Below are 21,435 nucleotides of genomic sequence, written 5' to 3' on the forward strand. Positions count from 1 at the left end.
GTCCGGTAAAGGCGTACGCGGCGAGCCGGTGCTGTAAGCGGCGTGCGTGGCGAGCTGATCCGTTAAGCGACGTGTGCGGCGCGCTCGTCCGGCAGTCGGCGTTTGTGGGGTGCGTCGGCGGGTGCAGACGGCACACCAGCAGCCGAAGCGGCACGCGACGCGTGCCTGCCGCCGGCCCCGCCCTCAGGCGGCAACGCCCTCAGCCGCCATCGCGACTCAAGGCCGGGCGCCCGGCCCGAACCCCGTCCACCGCAGCTCCTCCGGCAGGTGGCTCATGTCGTTGTACACCAGCAAAGCCGGCGGCGTCCCGTCGCGGAACTGCACCGCGGTCAGGCCGGTGTTGCCGCAGCTCATCGCTAGCCACCGGTCCGGCGGTGCGCCGAGGGCGTGTCGTACCAGCCATGCCACCTGGTAGGCGTGCGTGACCAGGACCTCGTGCGACTCGGTGTCGGCTGGGCGCGCGAACCTGGTCGTCAGGGATTCCGCGAGGGTCGCGCCCGCGGCTGCCTCCGCTGCGTCGTAGCCGTCGAAGAAGCCTGCCCACGCGGGCGGTGGGTCAGAGGGCACGTGGGGCACGTGGTCCACCAGTTCGGGTGCCTCGGCGACAACCACGCCCGGCAGGTGCTCGCCGAGGATTCGCGCTGTGCCCGCTGCCCTGGACAACGGGGAGTGCCACACGGTGTCTATCGGCAGCCGGGCCAGGCGTTCGCCGAGGAGGTGCGCCTGCCGGACGCCGGTGTCGACGAGCTGGCCGAACGGGTCCGCTGCGCCGTGGCGCACCACGTAGAGGTGCCTGGTTGCCATCTGACCTCCTCCCGAGTTGTGAACATCCGGATGTTAGCAACATCTGAGATGCCACGGTTAGTGCATAGAGGTCTCGAATGCGCTGGTGCGGACGGGTGAACTGCGCGCCACTCGTCATGCAAGGGCGGGATGGTCGTTTGACCATGATTGAGCTGCGGTTGTAGCAACACACAATTCCGTGTGCGGGGGCCACAGGTCGGGGCCGATCGCGAAAGAGACGGGGAGTCGATGCACCGACTCGACGACGTGCAGGCCAGAGAGCTCACGCTGGCCGCGGTGGGGGCGATCAACAGGCGTGATCACCTGTGGTCGTCCGATGCCGTGCGGTGCCTGGCATCGGACGAACGGACGCGGGTGGTCGCGATCGACACGTGCGCGGCGATCCTGTTGCGCGGTGTTCCGCGCGGCTCGTTGAATCCGGCTGCCCGCATTCCGGTCGACGTGCCGGCGACGCGGGGTGACCAAGCGTCCGCGCGGGCGGTTGGCGTGGCTTCGGAGGTGTTGAGCGGCTTGGCCTGCGGGCACGATCGGCGCGTCGCTGCGGTGTTGGAGACGTTGACGGAAGATCAGCAGTTCGACGCGTTGCTGGTGTTGGTACGCGCTGCGGCGGCTTGGGTCGACGCTTACGTGGGGGTCGACGGCGACACCGTGGACGCCTACTACGCGATCTCCAAGGCGGAGATGACCTGACGTCCCCCAACATCTCCCGTCGTTGTGCGGTCCATGAGCGCCGCCCATACGGTCGTCACAGGGAGGCCGGCGACGCGAAGCCGGTCCGGCGCTGGAGGACATGAGTGATCGTCGTGGTGGGAGCCGGTCTGGCCGGGCTGAGCGCCGCGCTCGAACTGGCCGCGGCGGGCGTCGAGGTCACGGTGCTGGAAGCGGGCGACGAGGTCGGTGGCCGGGTGCGGACCGACGTCGAGGACGGCGTGCGGTTCGACCGCGGGTTCCAGATCATGTTGCCCGCCTATCCCGGGCTGGTGCGGCTCGGGCTGGATCCGTTCCCGCTGAGGTACTTCAGGCCCGGCGCGTTCGTGCACGACAACGGCAGGCACGACCTGCTCGCCGATCCGCGCAGCGGGCGCGCCGCGTGGGACGGGTTCCTGCGCCAGCACGTGCTGAGCGCGCGTGACGTGGCGGCGGTCGCCCGGTTCTCGGGCCCGGACGCCTTCGGCCCGGCAAAGCCGTTGCTCACCGCGCCGGACCGGACGACGCGCGAGGCGTTGCGGCGGATGGGCGTGTCGGACAAGGCGGTCGAGGCGGTCTTCCGGCCGTTCCTGTCCGGCGTGTTCCTGGAACGGGAGCTCACCACGTCGTCGAGGTTCTTCCACCTGGTGTGGCGCAGTTTCGCCCGAGGCGGTGCCGCGGTGCCCGCGCTCGGCATGGGCGAGCTGCCGAAGGCCATGGCGGAACGGCTGCCCAAGGACACCGTCCAGCTGGAGACCGCGGTGAGGGCCGTGCACGACAACGGGGTCGAACTGGAGGAGGGCGGACGGGTCGCCGCCGACGCCGTGGTGGTCGCGACGGACGGCACGACCGCGGCCCGGCTCCTGCCGGGGCTGGCCGAACCTCGCTGGAACGGCGTGACCACCTGGTACTTCCGCCCGCCGCGGTCCCCGTTGCGCGACGGGTGCCTGGTGGTGGACGCCAACGGAGGACCGGTGGTGAACACCGCCGTCATGTCCGAGGTGTCGCGCCCGTACTCACCGCGCGCTCCGCTCGTGCAGGCATCCGTGTTGGAAGACGCCGACGAACAGGCCGTGCGCCAGCACCTGAACCGCTTGTACGGCACGGACACGAGCCGCTGGGAAGTGTTGCGGCGCTACGACATCCCGCACGCGATCCCCGCGATGACCGCGCCGCACCGGCTCAAGCAGTCCGTCCGCGCGGGCGAACGCCGGTACGTGTGCGGTGATCACCGCGACACCAGCTCGATCCAGGGAGCGCTGCACTCGGGCCGCAGGGCCGCGCACGCCGTGCTGGCCGACCTGCGCGGTGCTCGGTGACGTTGCTGCTGTTCGGCGATCAGCTCGGGCCGCAGTTCCACAGCGGCCACGACGAGATCGTCATGATCGAGTCGGCGGCTGCCTTGCGCCGCAAGCCGTACCACCGGCAGAAGCTGCACCTCGTGCTGTCGGGCATGCGTCATCTCGCCGCCGAGTTCCCCGGCCGCATCACGCTCGTGCGCGCCAACGGCTACCGCGAGGCGATCCGTGAGCTGGACCGTCCGCTGGTCGCGTACCAGCCCGGATCCGCCGCCGCGCACCGGATGCTGCTCGACCTCGGCGTCGAGGTGCTGCCGACTCCCGCGTTCGCCCTGTCCCGCGAGGAGTTCTCCGCGTGGGCGGGCACGCGCGAGCGGTTCCTGATGGAGGACTTCTACCGCTACCAGCGCACTCGCTTCGACGTGCTGATGGAGGGCGAGAAGCCGGTCGGCGGCCGGTGGAACTTCGACACCGACAACCGCGAACCACCGCCGAAACGCGGGCTGCTCGGCGTTCCGGCCCCCTGGTGGCCGGAGGAGGACGAGATCGACGCGCAGGTGCGTGCCGACCTCGACGCGATGGACCTGCCCGCGGTCGGCAGGGACGGCCCGCGCCGCTTCGCCATCACGCGCGAGGAAGCGCTGAAGGCACTGGGGGTCTTCCTGCGCGACCGCCTCCCGCACTTCGGTCCGCACGAGGACGCCGTGCTGACCAAGGACTGGACGATGGCGCACTCGCTGCTGTCGGTGCCGCTCAACCACGGGCTCCTGCACCCGCTGGAGGTCGTCTACGCGGCGGAGGACGCCTACCGCGACGGCGCCGCGCCCCTGGCGAGCGTGGAGGGTTTCGTCCGGCAGGTGCTGGGCTGGCGCGAGTACGTGTGGCACCTGTACTGGCACCTGGGCCCGGAGTACCAGCGGCGCAACGGTTTCCGCGCCACCGCCGCGCTGCCGTCGTGGTGGGCGGAACTCCGGCCCGCCACGGTGCGCGCGGCCTGCCTCCGCACCGCGCTGGAAGGCGTCCGAGACCACGGCTGGGTGCACCACATCCAACGGCTGATGGTCCTCGGGAACCATGCCCTGCAACGGGGTTACGACCCGGCCGCGCTCAACGACTGGTTCGTCACGTCCTTCGTGGACGGCTTCCCGTGGGTGATGCCGGTGAACGTCATCGGGATGAGCCAGCACGCCGACGGTGGCGTGATCGCGACCAAGCCGTACCTCAGCGGCGGCGCCTACCTCAACCGGATGACGGACCACTGCGCGACGTGCTGGTTCGACCCGAAACGGCGCACGGGGGAGCGGGCGTGCCCGTTCACCGCCGGGTACTGGGCGTGGCTCGACCGGCACGAGGCCCAGGTCAGCGGCAACCACCGCATGAGGCGGGCCGTGCAGGGCCTGCGCCGCATCTCCGAACTCGACGAGGTCCGCGCGCGGGAACGCGACCGGGAAATCTTCTAGCGGACGTAGGACAGCACGAGCCCGATCGCCTCCGTCAGGGACTTCGGCCGGTGCACGGACGACGGCAACCGCACGCCCTCCCACCCGGAACCGGCGACCGTGAGCACCACTCCCGGCCGGGTGCCGAGCTCCTCCAGCGGTACGCGCAACGCCAGGTCCTGCCGGTGCGCCCAGATCAGCACGACCCTGGGCCGCAGGCGGTCCACCGCGTCGCACAACGCCTCGGCGGGCACCCTCGCGCCGAGGTTGCCCCACCTGCAGTCCTCCTCGGACAGCGCGGCACCGAGGGCTTCCAGCGGCAGCCAGTGCTGCTCGTCCGGTGCGCACGAGAGCAACGCGGAGAGCACCCCCGGGCCGCTCGCACGCGGGATCGAGCGCAGCGCGTGCAGGACGCTGCCGCTGGCGAGGTGCTCGATCTCGACGCCCTCACCGCTCGTGGCGACCAGCTCGCCCAGCTCCACCAGGGCGGGCACGAACACCGACTCCCACGAGGAGACGACCCCGTGCGCGGCCAGCAGCTCCGCGGCGAGCTCGGCCATCGCCGGCTCGTCGAGGCGTTTCGCCGCGGCCAGGAAGCCCCGTTGCGCGACCACGGCCTCCCCGGCGGCGATCGGGACGCGCGGGCCGTGGGGCCGGGCGGCCGGTGGCTGACGCGCCAGCACCGCCGCGGCGGACGCGGCCACGCCCTGCGCGGTCAGCCCGACCATGCGGCGCAGCACCTCGACGTCCGCGTCCTCGTAGCGGCGGTGGCCGCCGTCGGTGCGAACGGAGGGACCCAGGCCGTAGCGCTGGTCCCAGGTGCGGAGCGTGGTGGGGGCGATGCCGAGCATGCCTGCCACCGCACGGGGCGTGTACGTCACGTCCTACGTGCGCGTTTCGCGAGAATCGCCCTCAACTCACTTTCACCGAGCCCGCCCCAGATGCCGAAGGTCTCGTGGACCTCCAACGCGTGTTGACGGCATTTTTCCATGACCGGGCAGCGTTGGCAGATGGCCTTGGCCTCAGCCTCGCGCCGGTCGCGTGCGGCGCCTCGTTCGTTCGGGGTGTGGAAGAAGCTGGCGCTGTCCATGCCACGGCACAGACCAGCGAGTTGCCAATCCCACGACTCCACGACCGGCTGAGGCAGACGGGACAGTTCAGGCATGACGAGCACGTCCTCTGAAGGTCGACCTCTCTTGGGATGGCCATCCTAAAATCGACTCAGAAACGACGCAAGTCGGGGCGTCGAAACACCGCAGGTGCGACGCACGCCGAAGCAGCGCCGCCGATCACGTGGGCGGCGCTGCCAGGACGATCCCGGGGCGAATGAGGCACGCTGAGCGTGCCGCTGGACTGGGACGGGCCGCAGGCCCTGGTGGGCGGTCGACATCAAGAGGCAGGCACCGCGCACCACGGCACTGCTGACCTACGAGGGCCGAGGCCACATTGCCTACCCGCGCAGTGCCTGCACTCGGACGAACGTCGACGACTACCTGCTGGAGCTGAGGACCCCGGCCGTCAGCTGCCCTGCCGTGCTCCCTCGATGAACGAGCGGTACCAGTGGTAGCTGGCGCGCGGGGTGCGGACCAGCGTCTCGTAGTCGACGTGCACCAGGCCGAACCGGTGCTTGTAGCCGTGCGCCCACTCGAAGTTGTCGAGCAACGACCAGCAGAAGTAGCCACGCAGGTCCACGCCCGCCGCCTGTGCCGCCGCGATGTGGTCGCGCAGGTAGGCGATGCGCTCGGTGTCCTCGAAGCCGTCCACGTCGGGGTAGACGCAGCCGTTCTCGGTGACGTAGACCGGCGGCAGGTCCGGGTGCCGCGCCTTGAGGTCGGCCAGCGCGGTCGTCATGCCGGCCGGTTCGACCGGCCAGCCCATGCCGGTGCGCGGCACGTCCGGGAGCTGGGTCGTGTCGACGCCGATGTCGTGCGCCGTGCGCTTCGCGGGATCGGGCTCGCGGTGCGGGGCGTCGGCGACGTGCAGCCGGTAGTAGTAGTTCAGGCCGACGTAGTCGAGCGGTTCGCCGATGATCGCGAGATCGACGTCCTGCTGGAACGAGAAGTCCGTGATGTCACCGAACATCGACGTCAGCTCGTCCGGATAGGCCCCGCCGAACAACGGATCGCTGAACTGCCTGCGCAGCAGGACGTCCTGGCGGGTCGCGGCGGCGACGTCGGCGGGGGAGTCGCTCACCGGCACGGTGGGGGACTGGTTGAGCACGATCCCGAACTCCTGCTCGGGCAACCCGTTGGCACGCATCGACTGCACGGCGAGGCCGTGCCCGAGCAACAGGTGGTGCACCGCCGCCAGCGCGCCGTGGCCTTCCCGCGCGCCGGGTGCGTGCCGGCCTTCGCCGTAACCCACGATCGACGAGCAGTACGGCTCGTTCAGCGTCGTCCACTTCCGGACGACGTCCCCGAGTGACTCGTGCACCAGTGCCGCGTAGTCGGCGAACCGGTGGGACGTGTCGCGGTTGCGCCAGCCTCCCTGGTCCTCCAGCGCCTGCGGCAGATCCCAGTGGTACAGCGTGAGGAAGGGCTCGATCCCCTTGCTCAGCATCGCCTCGACGAGCCGCCGGTAGAAGTCGAGGCCGCGCTGCTCGACCTTTCCCCGTCCCTCCGGCAGGATCCGGGACCACGAGACGGAGAACCGGTACGAGTCGACGCCCAGGTCGGCGAGCAGCCGCACGTCCTCCGCCCAGCGGTGGTAGTGGTCCGCCGCCACGTCACCGGTGTCACCGGAGGCGACGGCGCCGGGCGCGGCGGCGAAGGTGTCCCAGATGGACGGACCGCGGCCGTCGAGCCGCGCCGCCCCCTCGATCTGGTAGGCCGAGGTCGCCACACCCCAGCGAAAGCCGTCCGGAAAGCTCACAGCAGTCTCCCAAGGAAAAGGGTCAGCCCTTGACGGCGCCCGACATGATGCCGCCGACGATCTGGCGGCCGAACAACAGGAACACGGCCAGCACGGGGACCGTGCCGATGGTCGCCGCGGTGAGCACCAACGTGTAGTCCGTGGTGTATCCGCTGGCCAAAGTGGACAGAGCGGTCTGCACGGTCGGGTTCTCCGGCGTGAGCACCACCAGCGGCCAGAAGAAGTCGTTCCACGCCTGCATGAACGTGAACAGCCCCAGCACGGCCGCCGCCGGACGCGCCGCGGGCAGCGCGATGTGCCAGAACAGCCGCAGCGAGTGGCACCCGTCCATCCGGCCCGCCTCGAGCAGCTCGTCCGGGATCGCCCGCTCGAAGTACTGGCGCATGAAGAACACGCCGAACGCCGTCACGAGCCCCGGCACGATCACCGCGTGGATCTCGCCGGCCCAGCCGAACTCGGCCATCATCATGTAGAGCGGGATGATGCCGAGCTCGGTCGGGATCGCCTGCGTGCCGATGATGAGCAGCAGCAACAGGTTGCGGCCGCGGAACTTCAGCTTGGCGAAGGCGAACCCGGCCAGCGTCGAGAACAGCACGACCGACAGCGTCACCGTGCCCGACACGACCATCGAGTTCATCAACGCCAGCCAGAAGTCGGTGGTGTCGAAGACGCGCGCGATGTTCGCGAACAGGTTGCCGCCCGGCACCAGGACGGGCGGCACGGTGTCGATCGCGTCCGGTGTCTGCGAGGACACCACGAACGACCAGTACACGGGGAAGGCGGACCCGGCGAGCACGGCGACCAGGGCGGCGTACGTCCACGGCCCAGCGACACGACGGGCCAGCCTGCGTGCTCTGGCCGTCGGGCCGGTGGGCCGCACCGGCGCGGGGCGTTCCAGCACAGCGGTCATGGGGTCACTCCGTCCGGATCCGTTTGGTCACGAAGTAGCCGAGACCGGCGACGATGACCGTCGCGATCGCCAGCACGACCGCGATCGCCGAGCTGTAGCCGAACTCGTACTTCGTGAAGCCCTGCTCGTACAGGTACAGCGCGGCGGTCTGGAACTGCCGGTCGGAGCCACCCGTCGCGGCCGCCGCGCCGGGGTTGAACAGCAGCGGTTCGGCGAGCAGCCGCATGTTGCCGGTGGTCGCGATGATCGTGGAGAAGATGATCTGCGGCCGCAGCAGGGGAACGGTGATCCGCCAGAACTGCTGGCGGCCGTTCGCACCGTCCAGGGTGGCCGCTTCGTACAGGCTGCTCGGGATCGCCTGCATGGACGCCAGGAAGATCAGCGCGTGGTAGCCGGACCAGCGCCACACCACCATCACGGCGATCGCGATGTGGGAGGACGCCGTGCCCGCCTGCCAGTCGATCTGCCCGGCCCCGAACAGGCCGAGCGACCAGTTGATCAGGCCGAAGTCCCGGCCGAACAGCTGCGCGAAGATGATCGTCACCGCCGCCACCGAGGTGATGTTCGGCAGGATCACGCCCATCCGGAACAGCGTGCGGGTGCGGACCTTGCGGTTGAGCAGTTGCGCGATCCACAGCGCCAGCAGGATCTGCGGGACGGTCGTCAGCAGCCACAGGCTGAGCGTGTTGCCCATGGCGTTCCAGAAGTACGGGTCCGCGAGCAGCTGCGCGTAGTTGGCGAACCAGACGAACCGCGCGGCGTCGGCGTCGATCAGGTTGCGTTGCTGCAGCGAGACCCAGACCGTGTAGAGGAGGGGGAACAGCCCGAAGACACCGAAGATCAGGAAGTACGGTGCCACGTACCCGTACGGCGCGAACCTCGTGTCCCAGCGGTGCCTTCGGGTCGTCTTGTCGATCACTGCCATTGGTCAGCTCGTCACTTCTGGACGTCGGCGACGAACTGGTTCCACGATTCCTCGCCGTTCTGCTTGCCCTGCTCGACGCGCTGCATCGCGCTGCCGATCGCGGTCTGGATGTCACCGGCCTTGGGGCCCTGGTACTGCGGGTTCAGCTTCTTCGCCGCGTCGGTGAACAGCTTGCCGATCGGCGCGTCGTTGAAGTACGGGTTCTTGTAGTCCACGATCGCCGGGTCCTCGTACAGCTTCGGCGTCGAGGGCAGCAGCCCGGCGCTCTTGAACACCTTGGCCTGCTGCTCGGGCGCGGTCAGCCAGGCCGCCAGCTCCACGGCCTTGTCGATGTTCTTGCCGGACTTGGGCACCGTGAGGTACGAGCCGCCCCAGTTGCCGCCACCGCCGGGCACGGACGTGACGTCCCACTTGCCGGCGGCCTCCGGACCGGCCTGGTCCTTGATCTTGGCCATCTGCCAGGCGGGGCACGTCACGGTAGCGAACTGGCCCTGCTTGAAGCCGGTGTTCCAGACGGGCGTGGAGTACAGCAGCTTCGAGGACAGGCCGGAGTTCACGCCGTCGACCACGAGGTCCCAGCCGTCCTTGATGTCCTTGTTCTCGCCGACGATGATCTTGTCGGACTTGTCGTAGTAGCCGACCGGGGTCTGGCCGACGATCGCGTTGAGCACGGACGGGCCGCCGTCGAACCACTTCACGCCCTCGGGCGCCTTCTCCTGGAACTTCTTGCCCGCGGCCATGAAGTCCTTCCAGGTCGGCCACAGCGCGGCGACCTGGTCGCGGTCGGCCGGCAGACCGGCGTTCTGCAGCAGGTCGCGGCGGTAGCAGATGGCGAGGCCGCCGACGTCGGTGCCGTACCCGATCTGCTTGCCGTCCTTGCTGAGCGAGCCCTCCCACTTCCAGGGCAGCCAACGGTCCTTGAGCTGCTCGCCGCCCTTGGTGTTGAAGTCGACGAACTTGTCCGGCGTGGCCTTGAACTGGTTGATGTACCCGGTGTCGACCGCCTCGATGTCCGCGTTGCCGCTGCTCGTGGCGAGGTGCGCGGCGAGGTTCTTGTGGTGGTCGGAGTACGAGGCGGTGCGGTCCGAGATCTCCACGTCGGGATGCGCGGCCATGTACTCCTTGAACAGCTCGGCGTAGCCGAAGTTGCCGAACAACCCGATGGTCAGCTTCGTCTTGCCGCCGGACGCGGTGCCGCTGCCGCAGCCGCTGAGCACCACGGCCGCAGCCAGCGCGGCGCAGCCGAGTGCGAGTGCTTTGGGGCGCATTTTCCGGGCCTCCGTTGGTTTTTGGGCGCGCTGAAACAGAGATGTGGTTCTTCGAGAAGATTTGTGTGGCGCCTATGACAACTGGGTTGCGGGGCGTCCGTCAAGTAACGAAACGATAAACAGATCGTTTCGCGCAGCCGTTTGACTAGCAGAAGTGCTGCTCGTAGGGTCTATGTAACCGCTTACGGTGGGATCGGGAGGTCAGATGGCGACCGGGCGAGAGATCGCCCAGCTCTGCGGCGTGTCCGTCGCGACGGTGTCGCGCGTCTTCAACCAGCCGGAAACGGTCAACGAGGAAACGCGTTCCCGCGTCCTGCGCGTCGCGAAAGAGCTGGACTACCGCCCCAACGAGTCCGCGCGGGCGTTGTCGACGAAGCAGTCGACGATGATCGGGCTGGTCTGGGACACCGACCACCGCAGGCCCGGCTGGCGCCACCCGTACCTGCAGGACCTGTTGATAGGCCTGAAGTCCGCGTTGAGCGCGCACGGCTACCACCTGCTGATGCTCGCGACGAGCGGCGACGCCCGCGAGGTCGGCGCATCGCTCGCGGACCCGGTCGGCTACGTGAACATGACCCGCCGCCACCACCTCGGCGGCCTCGTCCTGATCGACAGCGGCTCGGATGCCGAGGCGTTCGAGGCCTTCGCGCAGTCCGGGGTCCCGTGCGTGGCGCTCGACGTCGCGGTCGACGGACCCCGCGCCACCTACGTCACGTCGGACAACTTCGGCGGCGCGCGGGACGCCGTCCGGCACCTGGTGGGCCTGGGGCACACGCGGATCGCCACGATCACCGGCCCGCCGGGCAACCAGCCGTCCGACGCCCGTGTCTCCGGATATCGGGCGGCGTTGCGCGAGGCCGGTCTCGAGTCGCGCGACGAGTACGTGGTCTCCGGTGACTTCTACCGGGCCAGTGGAACCGCTGCCACGCAACGGTTGCTGGCGCTGGAGTCGCCTCCGACCGCGGTGTTCGCGGCCAGTGACGAGATGGCGGTCGGGGCGTTGCTGGCCGCCCGTGCTGCCGGGTTGCGGGTGCCGCGGGACCTGGCGCTGGTCGGGTTCGACGACATAGAGATCGCTTCGGTGGTGGAGCCGGCGCTGACGACGGTGGCGCAGGACAAGCCCGGGTTCGGGGTGGCGGCCGCGAAGGCGATCATGGCGATGATCACCGGTGGTGAGTGCGAGGGGCCCTTGGTGTTGCCGGCGCGGTTGGTGGTCAGGGAGTCCTGCGGAGCCGTTGGGGACGGGTGACGGAGTGGCCGGACGGCTGCGAAGCGCCCGGCTGGGCTTGACCCACCCGGCTGGCGTGCTGAGTCACGCCGCTGGTCCTCTGTGGACGATGTCGAGCGGTGCGTCGCAGCCGTGATGCAAGCAACGGCGGCGCGAGCTTGGACGTTGCCGGTCGGCCGGTGGCGGGGGAGGCCTGCGGAGGCGCCGGCGGCGTGACTCCCCGGCGAGCCGGCGAGGTCGCGGCCGGACGCCTGAGGCGTGCTGCCAGGTGTGAACTGCCCAGCCGCGGTGCCGAGTCGCGCCCCGCTAGTCCTCTGTGGACGCCGCCGCGATGAGCGCGATCAGCTGCTGCCGGAAGTGCTCGTAGTCCTCGACGGCGCCGAGCAGCGTGTCGGACTCGCGCTCCTCGCGGCGTGCGGCGGCCAGGGCGCGGCGGCCGGACTGGGTGATCTTCACCGACGTCCGGCGGCGGTCCTTGGCGTCCTGGCTGCGTGCCACGTGGCCGCCTCGGTCCAGGTGTTCGATCGTGCGGCTCATGGTCTGGTCGGTGACGCGGCAGAGCACTGCCAGTTCTCGTTGTGAGCGCGGGCCGTCGGCCAGGTGGTGCAGGGTGATCATGCCGGCGTGCGTGAGGCCGCGGCCCGCGAGGAAGTCCTCGAAGCGCTTCTCCACCACGCGTGCCGCCACCGACAGCAACCTGCCCGTCGGCCACGAGGCGACGTCCGCGCGCATCTGGTCCGGGCGGTCGGTCACCGCCGGCTCGTCTACCTCGGCCACGGCCCCATCATCCCAGAGCCGCCCGATCACCCCACGTCGGTCCCGAAAGGCATGCTGGTCACGGGCGTGTCGCCGGCCATGGCGGCCGCGATGGCCGCGGCAGCGGGTGGGTAGGCGAGCTCGCCGAGACCGCCCAGCGGGGAGTCGGACTGCACGATGGTGACGTCGATCTCGGGAGTTTGACCGATTCTCGCCCACCGGTAGTCGCCGAACGACGACTCCGCGACGTGCCCCTCGCGGACGGTGATCTGCGCACCGAGCACAGTGGACAACGCGTCGATCACACAGCCCTCCACCTGGGCACGGACGCCGGACGGGTGCAGTGCCACGCCGACGTCGACGGCCGCGTGCACGCGCAGCACGCGGCGCGACTCCGGCTCGGCCACGGCGATCACCGCGATCGCGGAGCCGTACTCCTCCAGGCACGCGACGCCCCGTGCGGTGCCGCGCGCCGGCGGGCTGGTCCAGCGGGCGCGGTCGGCGACTGTGTCCAGCACCTTGTGCAGCCGGGAGCCCGCGGGCAGGAGCTTGCGGCGCAGCGCGACCTGGTCGAGGCCGGACCGCTTGCCGATCTCGCTGAGGAAGTTCTCCTCGGCGTAGACGAACTGTCCCGCGTAGACGGACCGCCAGAACCCGGTGCGCAGCGGCGCCGGCCGCACGACGACCGAGACCTCGCCGGGCACGGTGTACGGGAAGTGGTCGCCGCTGGCCTTGACCAGGGCCGGGTTGGAGAAGATGGGGAGGACCGTCAGGCCCCAGGTGGCGACCTCGTGCGCACGTCGGATGGGCAGACCATCCGGACCGATCTCCGCGGACAGCCGATGCACGGACATCGGCCGGTAGGAGTCGTGGCGCATGTCGTCGGCCCGGGTCCACAGCACCTGGACCGGCGCGCCCGCCCGTTGTGAGCAGGCCACCGCCTCCAGGACCGGATCCGGCTCGATGCGCCGCCCGAACGCGCCGCCCGACGCCGTCGCCTCCACCCGCACGGACGCCGCCGGCACGCCGAGTTGACGGGCCAACTGGGTGCGCAGTGAACCGGGGTCCTGCGTCGGAGCCCAGATGGTCACGCCATCTGGGCGGACGTCCGCCGTGGCGTTCATCGGTTCCATCGGCGCGTGCGCGAGCAACGGCATCGAGTACACCTGCTGGACGCCGTCGATCGGGCTCTGCGCGGGCAACGACGCGCGGAGGTCCGCCAGCCACGCGCGGCTGTCCGCGGTGGGGGTGCCGCCGCGCCAGGTGATCCGCAGCGCGTCACGGCCCCGCAACGCCTGGTGGGTCGACCTGCCGATGACCGCGACACCGCCCTGCCCCTCGGCCGGCGCGGTGAGGGTGAGGACGTCGACCACCCCCGGCAGAGCGCGGGCCGCGGCGTCGTCGATCGTGTCGGGAACCGCGCCGATCCACGGCGGGCGGGCGACCACGGCCACCAGACCGCCGGGTGGCCGTGAGTCGATGCCGTATCGGGTGCGGCCGGTGACGACGTCGCGGGCGTCGACGCGCCCGCCGCGGGTCTTGCCCAGCAGCCGCCACTTCTCCGGCGGCGTGAGCTCGACGGGCACGGTGGCGGGATCGAGCGCGGCCGCACCGCGCACGACCGCCCGGTAGGGGAGCCTGCCCCGGCGTGGATGGCACACGAAGCCGTCGCGAGCCGTGCACTCGGCGACCGGCACGCCCCAGCGCTGGGCGGCGGCGGTGACGAGCAGGCAGCGCGCGGTCGCCGCGGCCGTGCGGATCGGCGTCGAGAGCTGCCGCACCGACGTCGAGTTCGCCACGCCCTGCGAGCCGAACCGTGCGGTGTCACCGTGCGCCTGTTCGAGACGGACATCGCCGGCCTCGACCGCCAGCTCCTCCGCGACCATCAGCGCCACCACGGTCCGCACGCCCTGGCCGGTGTCGGGACGGGGCACGGTCGCGGTGATCCGCCCGGAGTCGTCCAGCCGCACGAACACGTTCGGCACGAGGCCCCCGGCGGCGAGCGCGGGCACCGGCACCGCGACGACCAGCGCGCCGATTCCCGCGCCGCGCAACAACGTCCGCCTGCTGATCATCGTTCCTCCCGCATGATCCGGCTCGCCCGGCGCACCGCGGCGCGGATGCGCGGATAGCTGCCGCACCGGCACACGTTGTCGCGCAGGGCCTCCTCGATCGCGGCGTCGTCGGGGTCGGGGTCACGGGCGAGCAGTGCCGCCGCGGCCATCACCTGGCCAGGCTGGCAGTACCCGCACTGCGCCACGTCGAGCTCCCGCCACGCGCGCTGCACCGGGTGGTCGCCGTCGCGCGACAACCCCTCGATCGTCGTGATCCTGGTCTTCACGCTGTCGGCCGCCGTGCGCACGCACGGCCTGGCGGCCTCACCGTCCACATGGGACGTACAGGCACCGCACAGGCCGACCCCGCACCCGTACTTGACCCCCGTCAGTCCCAGCTCGTCGCGCAACACCCACAGCAGGGGAGTGTCACCCTCGACGTCGACCTCGCGCCGTTCACCGTTGACGCGCAACGAATATCGGGCCACCGCGATCCTCCCAGATTGCTCAGCGCGCTGAACGTATCACGCCCGGCCGTGCATAATGCTCAGCATGCTGAACGATCTGCGGCGGTCCGACAGGGCGGTCCTGGTGTGGGGTGTGGCGGCGAGTGCGCTGCTCACGGGCCTGGTGTGGCTGCTGGGCCAGCGGCTGCACGGCGTCGCGTTGCTGCCCGACCAGGGTGCCTCCTGGTACTACTGGAAGCTGCCGGACCCGACCTTCTGGACCAGGGCGTCCGCCTGGGTGGGCTACGCGGCGCACCAACTCGTGTCGTGGGGCCTGATCTACCACGCGCAGACCCGGATCCGGCGCTACACCACCGGCCTGCACCGCGTGAACGTCATCGCGCTTGCCGCGAACGCCGCGTTCATCGGCCTGCACGCCGTGCAGACCCAGGTGTTCTACGACGGCCTCGCCCAGGACGTCTCGATCTTCAGCTCGCAGGGCTCCGTCGTCCTGCTGCTGGTGGTCGTGCTGCTGATGGAGAACCGCCGCCGCGGGCTGGTGCTGACCTGGTCCGCGCCGATCTCCGCCCAGGTCGTCGGCTTCGCGCGCCGCTACCACGGCTACCTGTTCAGCTGGGCCGCGATCTACACGTTCTGGTACCACCCGATGGAGTCGTCGAGCGGGCACCTCATCGGGTTCTTCTACGTGTTCCTGCTGCTGGTGCAGAGCAGTCTGATGTTCACGACATCCCACACGAACCGCTGGTGGACGCTCACCCTCGAACTGCTCGTGGCCGTGCACGGCACGCTTGTCGCCGTGATGAACTCCGGTCCCAACGGCATGTGGCCGATGTTCTTCTTCGGGTTCGTGGCGATCTTCGTTCTCACCCAGATGCACGGCGTCGGGCTCAGCACGTTGGCGCGGTGGTGGATCGGTGGCACGTTCGTGGTGGCGGCGCTCGCGGTCTACTCCTGGCGCGGCCTGGGCCGGATCGACGAGGTCGTGCGGATCCCGTTGATCGAGTACCTGCTGGTCGGCGTCCTCGCCGTGCTGATCTGGGCAGGGATCAGGCTCGCCCGCCTCGGCCGATCCTGACCGGGCCGCCCCACCTCGTGAGGAACGTGACCGGGGCGGCGCACGCGACAAACGTGACCGGGGCGGCGCACACCGGGGACGCCGCCCCGGGAGTCACGGCTTCGTCACCGAATCGAGCAGCTTCGCCGCCACGTCGCGCAGCTTGACGTTCGCGCGCTGCGACTGCTCGACGAGCATCTCGAACGCGTCGTCCGCACTGCAGGTGTGCACGGCCATCAGCACGCCTTTCGCCTGCTCGATCGCGGCACGTGACGCGAGGGCCTGCTCGAGGTGCTCGACCTTCCCCTGCGAGTGCCGCCACCGCTGGTCACTGGTGATCGTCGCGGACGCGGACGCCGTGAACAGCCGCATGAGCCCCTCGTCGAAGGGGTCGAAGGCCGTCGACGTGTAGCTGTAGACGTTGAGGGTCCCGACGTGCCGCGCCTCGGCGTCGTTCGACGCGGGCAGCACGACGGGCACCGACAGGTACGCGCAGATCCCGGCTCGCGCGGCGGCGGCCTCGAACTCCGGCCACAGGTCGCGGTGCTCGCCGATCACGGCCCGCACGGGCGTGAGCCGGCGCGCTGATTCCAGGCACGGCCCGCGACCTGACTCGTACTGCTCCTCGTCGAGCGCGACCAGGTTCCGGTCCGTGGCGGCGGCGGTGTGCGGCCGCTGTCCGGTGACCACCGACACGGTCACCGCGTCGGCGTCCGCGAGTGCCCTGGTCGCGGTCTCCGCGACCCGCTGCAACGCGTCGTCGAGCGATTCCTCACCGGTGAACGCCTCGTGCAGTTCCGTCAGCGCCTCGGCGGCCTCGTCCAGGCGTGACACCGGGTCTGGACGTTCCTCGTCGACCGGTCTCACAGAACCCGTCCGAACGTAATCCGCCATGCCGCGGTGCCCCTTCGTCGGCCTCGGAGTCCACGGCGCCGGCTGCTTGACGCACGTCCTGGGCATCGTACGGCCACCGGCAACCGCCGGCCGTGACCCATCGCACCGGAACCGGGGCCGGCGACGGGTCGCTGCAAGGTCTCAACTTCCCGTGCCGACCCCGGCCGGACCACCCGAGGGAGGTCCTCCGTGCGAACACGCGCGTGTTCGGCGTTCTCTCAGTACCCAGCCGGTGCGCGGCTCACACGGTTCAGTGCGAACTCGTGAGCGGGCACCGGGGAAGCGCTAGCGGCTCCGGCCGAACCAGCGGGTGAGGTGGTCGCCGAGATCCCGCTGGTGCTCGCCGATCCAGGCGACGTGGCCGTCGGGTCGCAGCAGGAGAGCCGGGACGTCCAGCGCCGCGGTGGGATCCGCGACGAGGTCGACGCGATCCGCCCATCCGTTGGCGGACAGCCGGCCGGTGCGGTCGAGCAGCAGGCCGCGGCCCCGGCACAGGTGGTCGAAGAGACGGCCGTGCGCCAGGTCGAAGTCGCGCAGGCGGCGGCCGAGCAGGTCGGGACCCGGACCGAGGTCGTAGCGGATGCCGAGCGCGGTGATCTTCTCGATGAGGTACCGGTTCACCTCGTTGATGTCCATCAACGACGTGAGCAGCCCGCGCACGGCTCGCGCGCCTGGTTCGCCGGCTGCGAGTGCCACCTGGGCACGGGTGTTGTCGAGGACGTCGGCGGCGACCGGATGACGTTCGGCGTGGTAGGTGTCCAGCAACGACTCCGGCGCCCAGCCGCGGACCTGAGCGGCGAGCTTCCAGCCGAGGTTGACCGCGTCCTGCACGCCCAGGTTGAGGCCCTGGCCGCCGGCGGGCGGGTGGATGTGCGCCGCGTCGCCCGCGAGCAGCACCCGTCCGGTGCGGTAGCTCTCGGCCTGGCGGGTGGCGTCGCCGAAGCGGGACAGCCAGCGCGGGGAGTGGATGCCGAAGTCGGTTCCGGCGAGCGTGCGCAGCTGGTGCGCGAAGTCGTCGATCGTGGGCTCGGCGCGGTCCTCGCTGACGCCCGCGACCGGGATGACGACCCGGTAGATCCCCTCACCGAACGGGCCGAAGGTGAACGCCCCGGTGGTCTCGCGGACCTCGGCGACCTTGGCCGCGATCTCCTCCGGTGGCGCGCTCGCCGCCATCTCACCCATCAGCGTGTCGTTGCGCGAGGGTTCGCCGGGGAAACCGACGCCGAGGAGCTTTCGCACGGTGCTGCGCGCGCCGTCACAGCCGACCAGGTATTTCGCCCGCAGGCGTTCGCCGTCGGCCAGTTCTGCGGTCACGCCTTCGTCGTCCTGTGCCAATCCGGCCACCGCGCACCCGCGCCGGACCTGCGCGCCCAAGGTGAGGGCGTGGTCTTCGAGCAGGCTCTCGACCACCGGCTGCGGGATGCCCAGCAACGAGGTGAAGTCGGAGTCCAGGCCCTCGGGCGTGGGTTTCGGGATGCCGGCGAAGGAACCTCCGACCGGACGCTGCCGCCCACGTTCCAGGAAGCGCTCGAGCAGTCCGCGCATCGCCATGATCTCGAGGCTGCGAGCGTGCAGACTGACGATCCGGGCGAACGACGAGGCGGGCTCGGCCTCCTTCTCCACCACGAGCACCCGCACGTCGTGCAGCCGGAGTTCGGCGGCCAGCATCGCGCCGGCCGGGCCGCACCCGGCAATGATCACATCGAACATGCACCACCTGTTTCCGCAGGTCCTGGAGTCGGCGGCCCAGTCTGGAGGGCGGCGACAGCTGCTGCAACCAATATTCGTCCCGGGGGCGACGGCAAGATGGCCCGGTGATCGAGAACCCGGCCGGCCTCCTGCACGGGTGGCTGCGCGCCCACGCACCCAAGACGTTCGCCACGATCAACGCCGAGCCAGATGCCCAGGGCATCTGGAAGCTGGCGGGGCTGCGCTACCTGGCCCCGATGATGTGGGAACCGCTGACGGCCGAGGCGTCCGCCGAGATGCGCGCCTGGCTCGTCAAGCTCTGCGAGGAGTCGCCGCACCCCGAGGATCCGGACGGACTGGCGGGCACCCCGTCCGCCGACTTCCGGAGGACCTTCCTGCCGATCGCCTCGAACGGCTCGGGCGACTTCCTCTACGTCGACGAACGGCCGGGACCGGAGACCGGGTGCGTCTGCCTGTGGTGGCACGACGACCACATGTGGAAGAAGCTGTGGCCCAGCGTCGACGCCATGCTCACCGACGTGCTGCGCGGGCTGCGGACCGGTGAGCCGGTGCTGGCAGATCACGTCGCCGACATGGCCGGCGGTGAGGTCGTCTGGCGGTACGCCGATTGACCGGCGAGCCCGTCGACGAACGCGGTGAGCGTCGCGTCGTCGAACGCACGGCCGATCTCGAAGTGCTCGGCCCAGCGGTCGTGGCCGAGCACGGCCGACGCGACCGCGACCGAGTGGTCCCGCGCGGCGGTCGCGAACGGGGTGATCTTCTTGCGCCGCAGGCGGTCACTCGCTCCGAGCAGCACGGTGGCGGCTGCGGGATCGTGCGCGCAGAGGTACCGCGTGTGCAGCTCCAGGGCCTCCGCCACCGCGTCGCGGTCGCGCGTCGTGTGGCTCAACGAGATCCGGAGGGCGGCGGCCAGCTCGCGCCACGCCGCCTTCGCGTCACCGAGTCCGTGCCGGACCACGCTCGCGCGCAGGTGGACCGTGGCCTCGACGCGGTCGTTCCCGTTGCCACCAGAGGAGTGCGCGAGCAGGAGGTCGGTCCGTCGCAGGGCCGCGGCCGCCGCCGCGGGGTCCTCACCCAGCAACGCCAGCGCCGCGGTGCACTCGGCGAACGCGGCCAGCAGGGTGTGGCCACCGGTGGTGAGCAGCGGCACGGCCTCCCCGGCCCGGCTGACCGCGGTCGCGGTGTCGCCGAGGTCGAGTGCCAGGAAAGCGAGGTTGAACACCGTGCGACCGAGGTCCACCGGGCCGGTGCCGGCGCGCTTCTTGGCCGCCAGCGCGGCTTCCAGCTGCCGGAACGCGTCCCCGGGACGGCCGATCTCGGCGAACACCGACGAGAAGTTGTTGAGCACGCGGCCGAGCATCGCGTCGTCGCCGGAGCGCCGGGCGGCGACGAGCGCGGTGCGCAGGTGCGTCATGGCCGCGCGCGGTTTTCCCTGCTCCACGGCGACCAGGCCGAGCAGGCTCAACGCGGCGGTGCGCGTGCTGTAGTCCGTCTCCGCGGCCGCTGCCAGGGCCCGCCGCGCCGTCTCGGCGGCTCCCTCCAGGTCGCCCCGCAACGCCGCCAGCTGGCCCGCCCTGACCAGCAGCACCGGGAAGTCGTCGGCACCCGCCTGGCTGAGCAGTTCCGCGCCCTCGCCCAGCCGGCCGGTGGACTCGTAGTACCGGACCAGCGCCATGGCCGTGTCCGCGTCGAGCCGCGCCGGGTCCTCGGACACCGCCCAGCGCACCGAGGCACGGATGTTGGCGGCATCCAGCGGGCCGAACACCGTTGACCCGTCACGCAATCCGCCCAGGTAGTGCGAAGCGATCCGCCTGCGCACGTCATCGCGTTCACCGGAGGCGCGGAGCTGTTCCCCGGCGAGTTCGGCGACCGTGTCCGGCAGCGTGCACCGCGACGAGCCGCCGTCGGGGGTGATCCGCACCAGGTTGATGTCGACCAGCTCGGTCAGCTCCGTCAAACACCGCCCCAGCACCGATTCCAGGTCGTCCAGCCGGACGCCGCCGTCGAACCCGCCCAGCCGTCCGAACGTGGCTCGTGCCCCGACGCTGACGAGGTCGAGGGTCGACTCGATCGCCGTGCGCAGCGAACGGTGCCGCGCGGGCAGATCGCGTGCCCCGTCGGTGAGGTACCGCAGCCGGTGCGTGAGCCGCTCGGCCAGGTCCGCCGGGCGCATCAGCCGCACCCACCCCGCCGCCAGTTCGATCGCGAGAGGCAGGTGGTCGACCTTGCGGCAGATGGTCTCGATCGCCGCCGCGGTGTCCTGGTCCACGGCGAACTCCGGGCTGGCCAGCAGGGCACGTCGAACGAACAGCTCGGCGGCCGTCTCGGGAGGCAGCCCCGCCAGCGCCACCACCCGCTCGTCGCGCACCCGCAGCGGCCGCTGGCTCGTGACGACCACGGTCAGCCCCGGACAGCGGCGGGGCAGCGCGGCGAGCTCGGCCGCGGCGTCCACCAGTTGCTCGAACCGGTCCACCACCAGCACCACCCGCCGGTCCCGCAGGTGCGCGGCCACCCGGTCCGGTGGTGCCAGCCGGGACGGGCCGCAGCCGAGCGCGTCCGCCACGAGGTCACCGACCAGCGCGACGTCCGTGACGGCGGACAGGTCGAGCGTGCTCACCACCAGATCGGTGCGTCCGTGGAGGAGCACGGCCAGTTCCGCGGCAAGGCGCGACTTGCCGGCGCCTGCCGGGCCGGTGATCGAGATGAGCCGGTGCCGTGCCTGGAGAACGAGGTCCAGCAACGACCGCAGTTCGCCGGTCCGTCCGACCAGGCCGTCGGTGCTCGGTGGCGCGGAACGCACGGGCGCCGACCGCGGGTGGGCCGCGGCGAGGAACGCGGTGAGGTCGTCGCCGGTGAGCTTCAGCGCCGTGGCCATCAACCGCGCCGACTGCGACCGCGGCACCCGCCTGCCCTGCTCCAGATCGCGCAGCGCGCGATCGCTGATCCCGCTGAGCTTCGCGAGTTCGACCTGGCTGAGCGCGGCGTTCGCCCGATGGCGGCGCAGCAGCTCGGCGAACGCGGAACCCTCCGGCGGCACCGGCCGACCGTAGCGGAAGTTCACCGGAAACTC

19 protein-coding genes and 1 pseudogene are annotated in these 21,435 nt (G+C 70.8%); 7 read left to right on the forward strand and 13 right to left on the reverse strand.

Translation table 11 applies throughout. The features are described 5' to 3' along the window. Positions 1–216: 216 nt before the first annotated feature. Positions 217–804, reverse strand: coding sequence for a histidine phosphatase family protein (locus tag IEY88_RS04070; RefSeq protein ID WP_189153158.1), 588 nt, complete (start codon positions 802–804; stop codon positions 217–219). 228 nt (positions 805–1,032) lie between these two features. On the opposite strand from IEY88_RS04070, the gene IEY88_RS04075 reads away from it, so the two are divergent. The 3 genes from IEY88_RS04075 to IEY88_RS04085 all read left to right on the forward strand — a co-directional run bounded on the left by IEY88_RS04075 (position 1,033) and on the right by IEY88_RS04085 (position 4,249). Next, positions 1,033–1,494 carry a hypothetical protein gene (locus tag IEY88_RS04075; protein ID WP_189153159.1) on the forward strand — a complete coding sequence of 154 codons (462 nt, stop codon included), beginning with the start codon at positions 1,033–1,035 and terminating at the stop codon, positions 1,492–1,494. 104 nt (positions 1,495–1,598) lie between these two features. Then, positions 1,599–2,810 carry an NAD(P)/FAD-dependent oxidoreductase gene (locus tag IEY88_RS04080; protein ID WP_189153160.1) on the forward strand — a complete coding sequence of 404 codons (1,212 nt, stop codon included), beginning with the start codon at positions 1,599–1,601 and terminating at the stop codon, positions 2,808–2,810. Continuing rightward, positions 2,807–4,249, forward strand: coding sequence for a cryptochrome/photolyase family protein (locus tag IEY88_RS04085; protein WP_189153161.1), 1,443 nt, complete (start codon positions 2,807–2,809; stop codon positions 4,247–4,249). The genes IEY88_RS04080 and IEY88_RS04085 overlap by 4 nt, the downstream gene beginning before the upstream one ends. On the opposite strand, the gene IEY88_RS04090 is transcribed toward IEY88_RS04085, so the two are convergent. Both IEY88_RS04090 and IEY88_RS04095 read right to left on the reverse strand, forming a co-directional pair. Next, positions 4,246–5,109: a MerR family transcriptional regulator gene (locus IEY88_RS04090; protein ID WP_189153162.1), complete on the reverse strand. Its 864-nt coding sequence runs from the start codon at positions 5,107–5,109 to the stop codon at positions 4,246–4,248. The two genes, IEY88_RS04085 and IEY88_RS04090, sit on opposite strands and share 4 nt — an antisense overlap. Beyond that, a complete protein-coding gene (locus IEY88_RS04095) occupies positions 5,106–5,393 on the reverse strand; it encodes a WhiB family transcriptional regulator (RefSeq protein ID WP_189153163.1) in 288 nt (95 codons plus the stop codon). The genes IEY88_RS04090 and IEY88_RS04095 overlap by 4 nt, the downstream gene beginning before the upstream one ends. 217 nt (positions 5,394–5,610) lie before the next feature. On the opposite strand from IEY88_RS04095, the pseudogene IEY88_RS04100 reads away from it, so the two are divergent. Further along, positions 5,611–5,775 (forward strand): annotated as a pseudogene (locus IEY88_RS04100) (alpha/beta hydrolase); the annotation flags it as partial. Here the strand turns inward: IEY88_RS04100 and IEY88_RS04105 are convergent. From IEY88_RS04105 to IEY88_RS04120, 4 genes are read right to left on the reverse strand one after another with little or no spacing between them, the layout of a single operon-like run. Continuing rightward, complete coding sequence (locus tag IEY88_RS04105) at positions 5,747–7,099, reverse strand: GH1 family beta-glucosidase (RefSeq protein WP_189153164.1); 1,353 nt, start codon at positions 7,097–7,099, stop codon at positions 5,747–5,749. The pseudogene IEY88_RS04100 and the gene IEY88_RS04105 sit on opposite strands and share 29 nt — an antisense overlap. Positions 7,100–7,121: 22 nt before the next feature. Beyond that, the gene (locus IEY88_RS04110) at positions 7,122–8,009 is read right to left on the reverse strand and encodes a carbohydrate ABC transporter permease (RefSeq protein WP_189153165.1); all 888 of its coding nucleotides are present in this window, start codon (positions 8,007–8,009) and stop codon (positions 7,122–7,124) included. A 4-nt stretch (positions 8,010–8,013) separates the two neighbouring features. Continuing rightward, entirely contained in the window at positions 8,014–8,934 is a 921-nt protein-coding gene (locus IEY88_RS04115; protein ID WP_189153166.1) for a carbohydrate ABC transporter permease, read from the reverse strand. A gap of 11 nt (positions 8,935–8,945) precedes the next feature. Continuing rightward, a complete protein-coding gene (locus IEY88_RS04120; RefSeq protein WP_189153167.1) occupies positions 8,946–10,202 on the reverse strand; it encodes an ABC transporter substrate-binding protein in 1,257 nt (418 codons plus the stop codon). A gap of 205 nt (positions 10,203–10,407) precedes the next feature. On the opposite strand from IEY88_RS04120, the gene IEY88_RS04125 reads away from it, so the two are divergent. After that, positions 10,408–11,451 (forward strand): LacI family DNA-binding transcriptional regulator, encoded by a 1,044-nt coding sequence (locus IEY88_RS04125; protein ID WP_189153168.1) that lies wholly within the window; start codon positions 10,408–10,410, stop codon positions 11,449–11,451. A gap of 285 nt (positions 11,452–11,736) precedes the next feature. On the opposite strand, the gene IEY88_RS04130 is transcribed toward IEY88_RS04125, so the two are convergent. From IEY88_RS04130 to IEY88_RS04140, 3 genes are read right to left on the reverse strand one after another with little or no spacing between them, the layout of a single operon-like run. Beyond that, a complete protein-coding gene (locus IEY88_RS04130) occupies positions 11,737–12,207 on the reverse strand; it encodes a MarR family winged helix-turn-helix transcriptional regulator (protein WP_229693060.1) in 471 nt (156 codons plus the stop codon). A 26-nt stretch (positions 12,208–12,233) separates the two neighbouring features. After that, complete coding sequence (locus IEY88_RS04135; RefSeq protein WP_189153169.1) at positions 12,234–14,261, reverse strand: xanthine dehydrogenase family protein molybdopterin-binding subunit; 2,028 nt, start codon at positions 14,259–14,261, stop codon at positions 12,234–12,236. Further along, positions 14,258–14,728, reverse strand: coding sequence for a (2Fe-2S)-binding protein (locus IEY88_RS04140; protein WP_189153170.1), 471 nt, complete (start codon positions 14,726–14,728; stop codon positions 14,258–14,260). Before IEY88_RS04140 ends, IEY88_RS04135 begins: the two co-directional genes overlap by 4 nt. A gap of 64 nt (positions 14,729–14,792) precedes the next feature. On the opposite strand from IEY88_RS04140, the gene IEY88_RS04145 reads away from it, so the two are divergent. Further along, a complete protein-coding gene (locus IEY88_RS04145; protein WP_229693061.1) occupies positions 14,793–15,782 on the forward strand; it encodes a hypothetical protein in 990 nt (329 codons plus the stop codon). Between the two features lie 93 nt (positions 15,783–15,875). Here IEY88_RS04145 and IEY88_RS04150 read toward each other — a convergent pair whose 3' ends face one another. After that, complete coding sequence (locus tag IEY88_RS04150; RefSeq protein ID WP_229693062.1) at positions 15,876–16,628, reverse strand: GAF and ANTAR domain-containing protein; 753 nt, start codon at positions 16,626–16,628, stop codon at positions 15,876–15,878. 312 nt (positions 16,629–16,940) lie between these two features. After that, a complete protein-coding gene (locus tag IEY88_RS04155; RefSeq protein WP_189153173.1) occupies positions 16,941–18,365 on the reverse strand; it encodes an FAD-dependent monooxygenase in 1,425 nt (474 codons plus the stop codon). A 104-nt stretch (positions 18,366–18,469) separates the two neighbouring features. On the opposite strand from IEY88_RS04155, the gene IEY88_RS04160 reads away from it, so the two are divergent. After that, the gene (locus tag IEY88_RS04160) at positions 18,470–18,976 is read left to right on the forward strand and encodes an SMI1/KNR4 family protein (protein ID WP_189153174.1); all 507 of its coding nucleotides are present in this window, start codon (positions 18,470–18,472) and stop codon (positions 18,974–18,976) included. On the opposite strand, the gene IEY88_RS04165 is transcribed toward IEY88_RS04160, so the two are convergent. Then, positions 18,925–21,426, reverse strand: coding sequence for an ATP-binding protein (locus IEY88_RS04165; protein ID WP_189153175.1), 2,502 nt, complete (start codon positions 21,424–21,426; stop codon positions 18,925–18,927). The two genes, IEY88_RS04160 and IEY88_RS04165, sit on opposite strands and share 52 nt — an antisense overlap. Positions 21,427–21,435 lie beyond the last annotated feature (9 nt).

The organism is Lentzea pudingi, assembly GCF_014646255.1.
GTDB classification, from domain to species: domain Bacteria; phylum Actinomycetota; class Actinomycetes; order Mycobacteriales; family Pseudonocardiaceae; genus Lentzea; species Lentzea pudingi.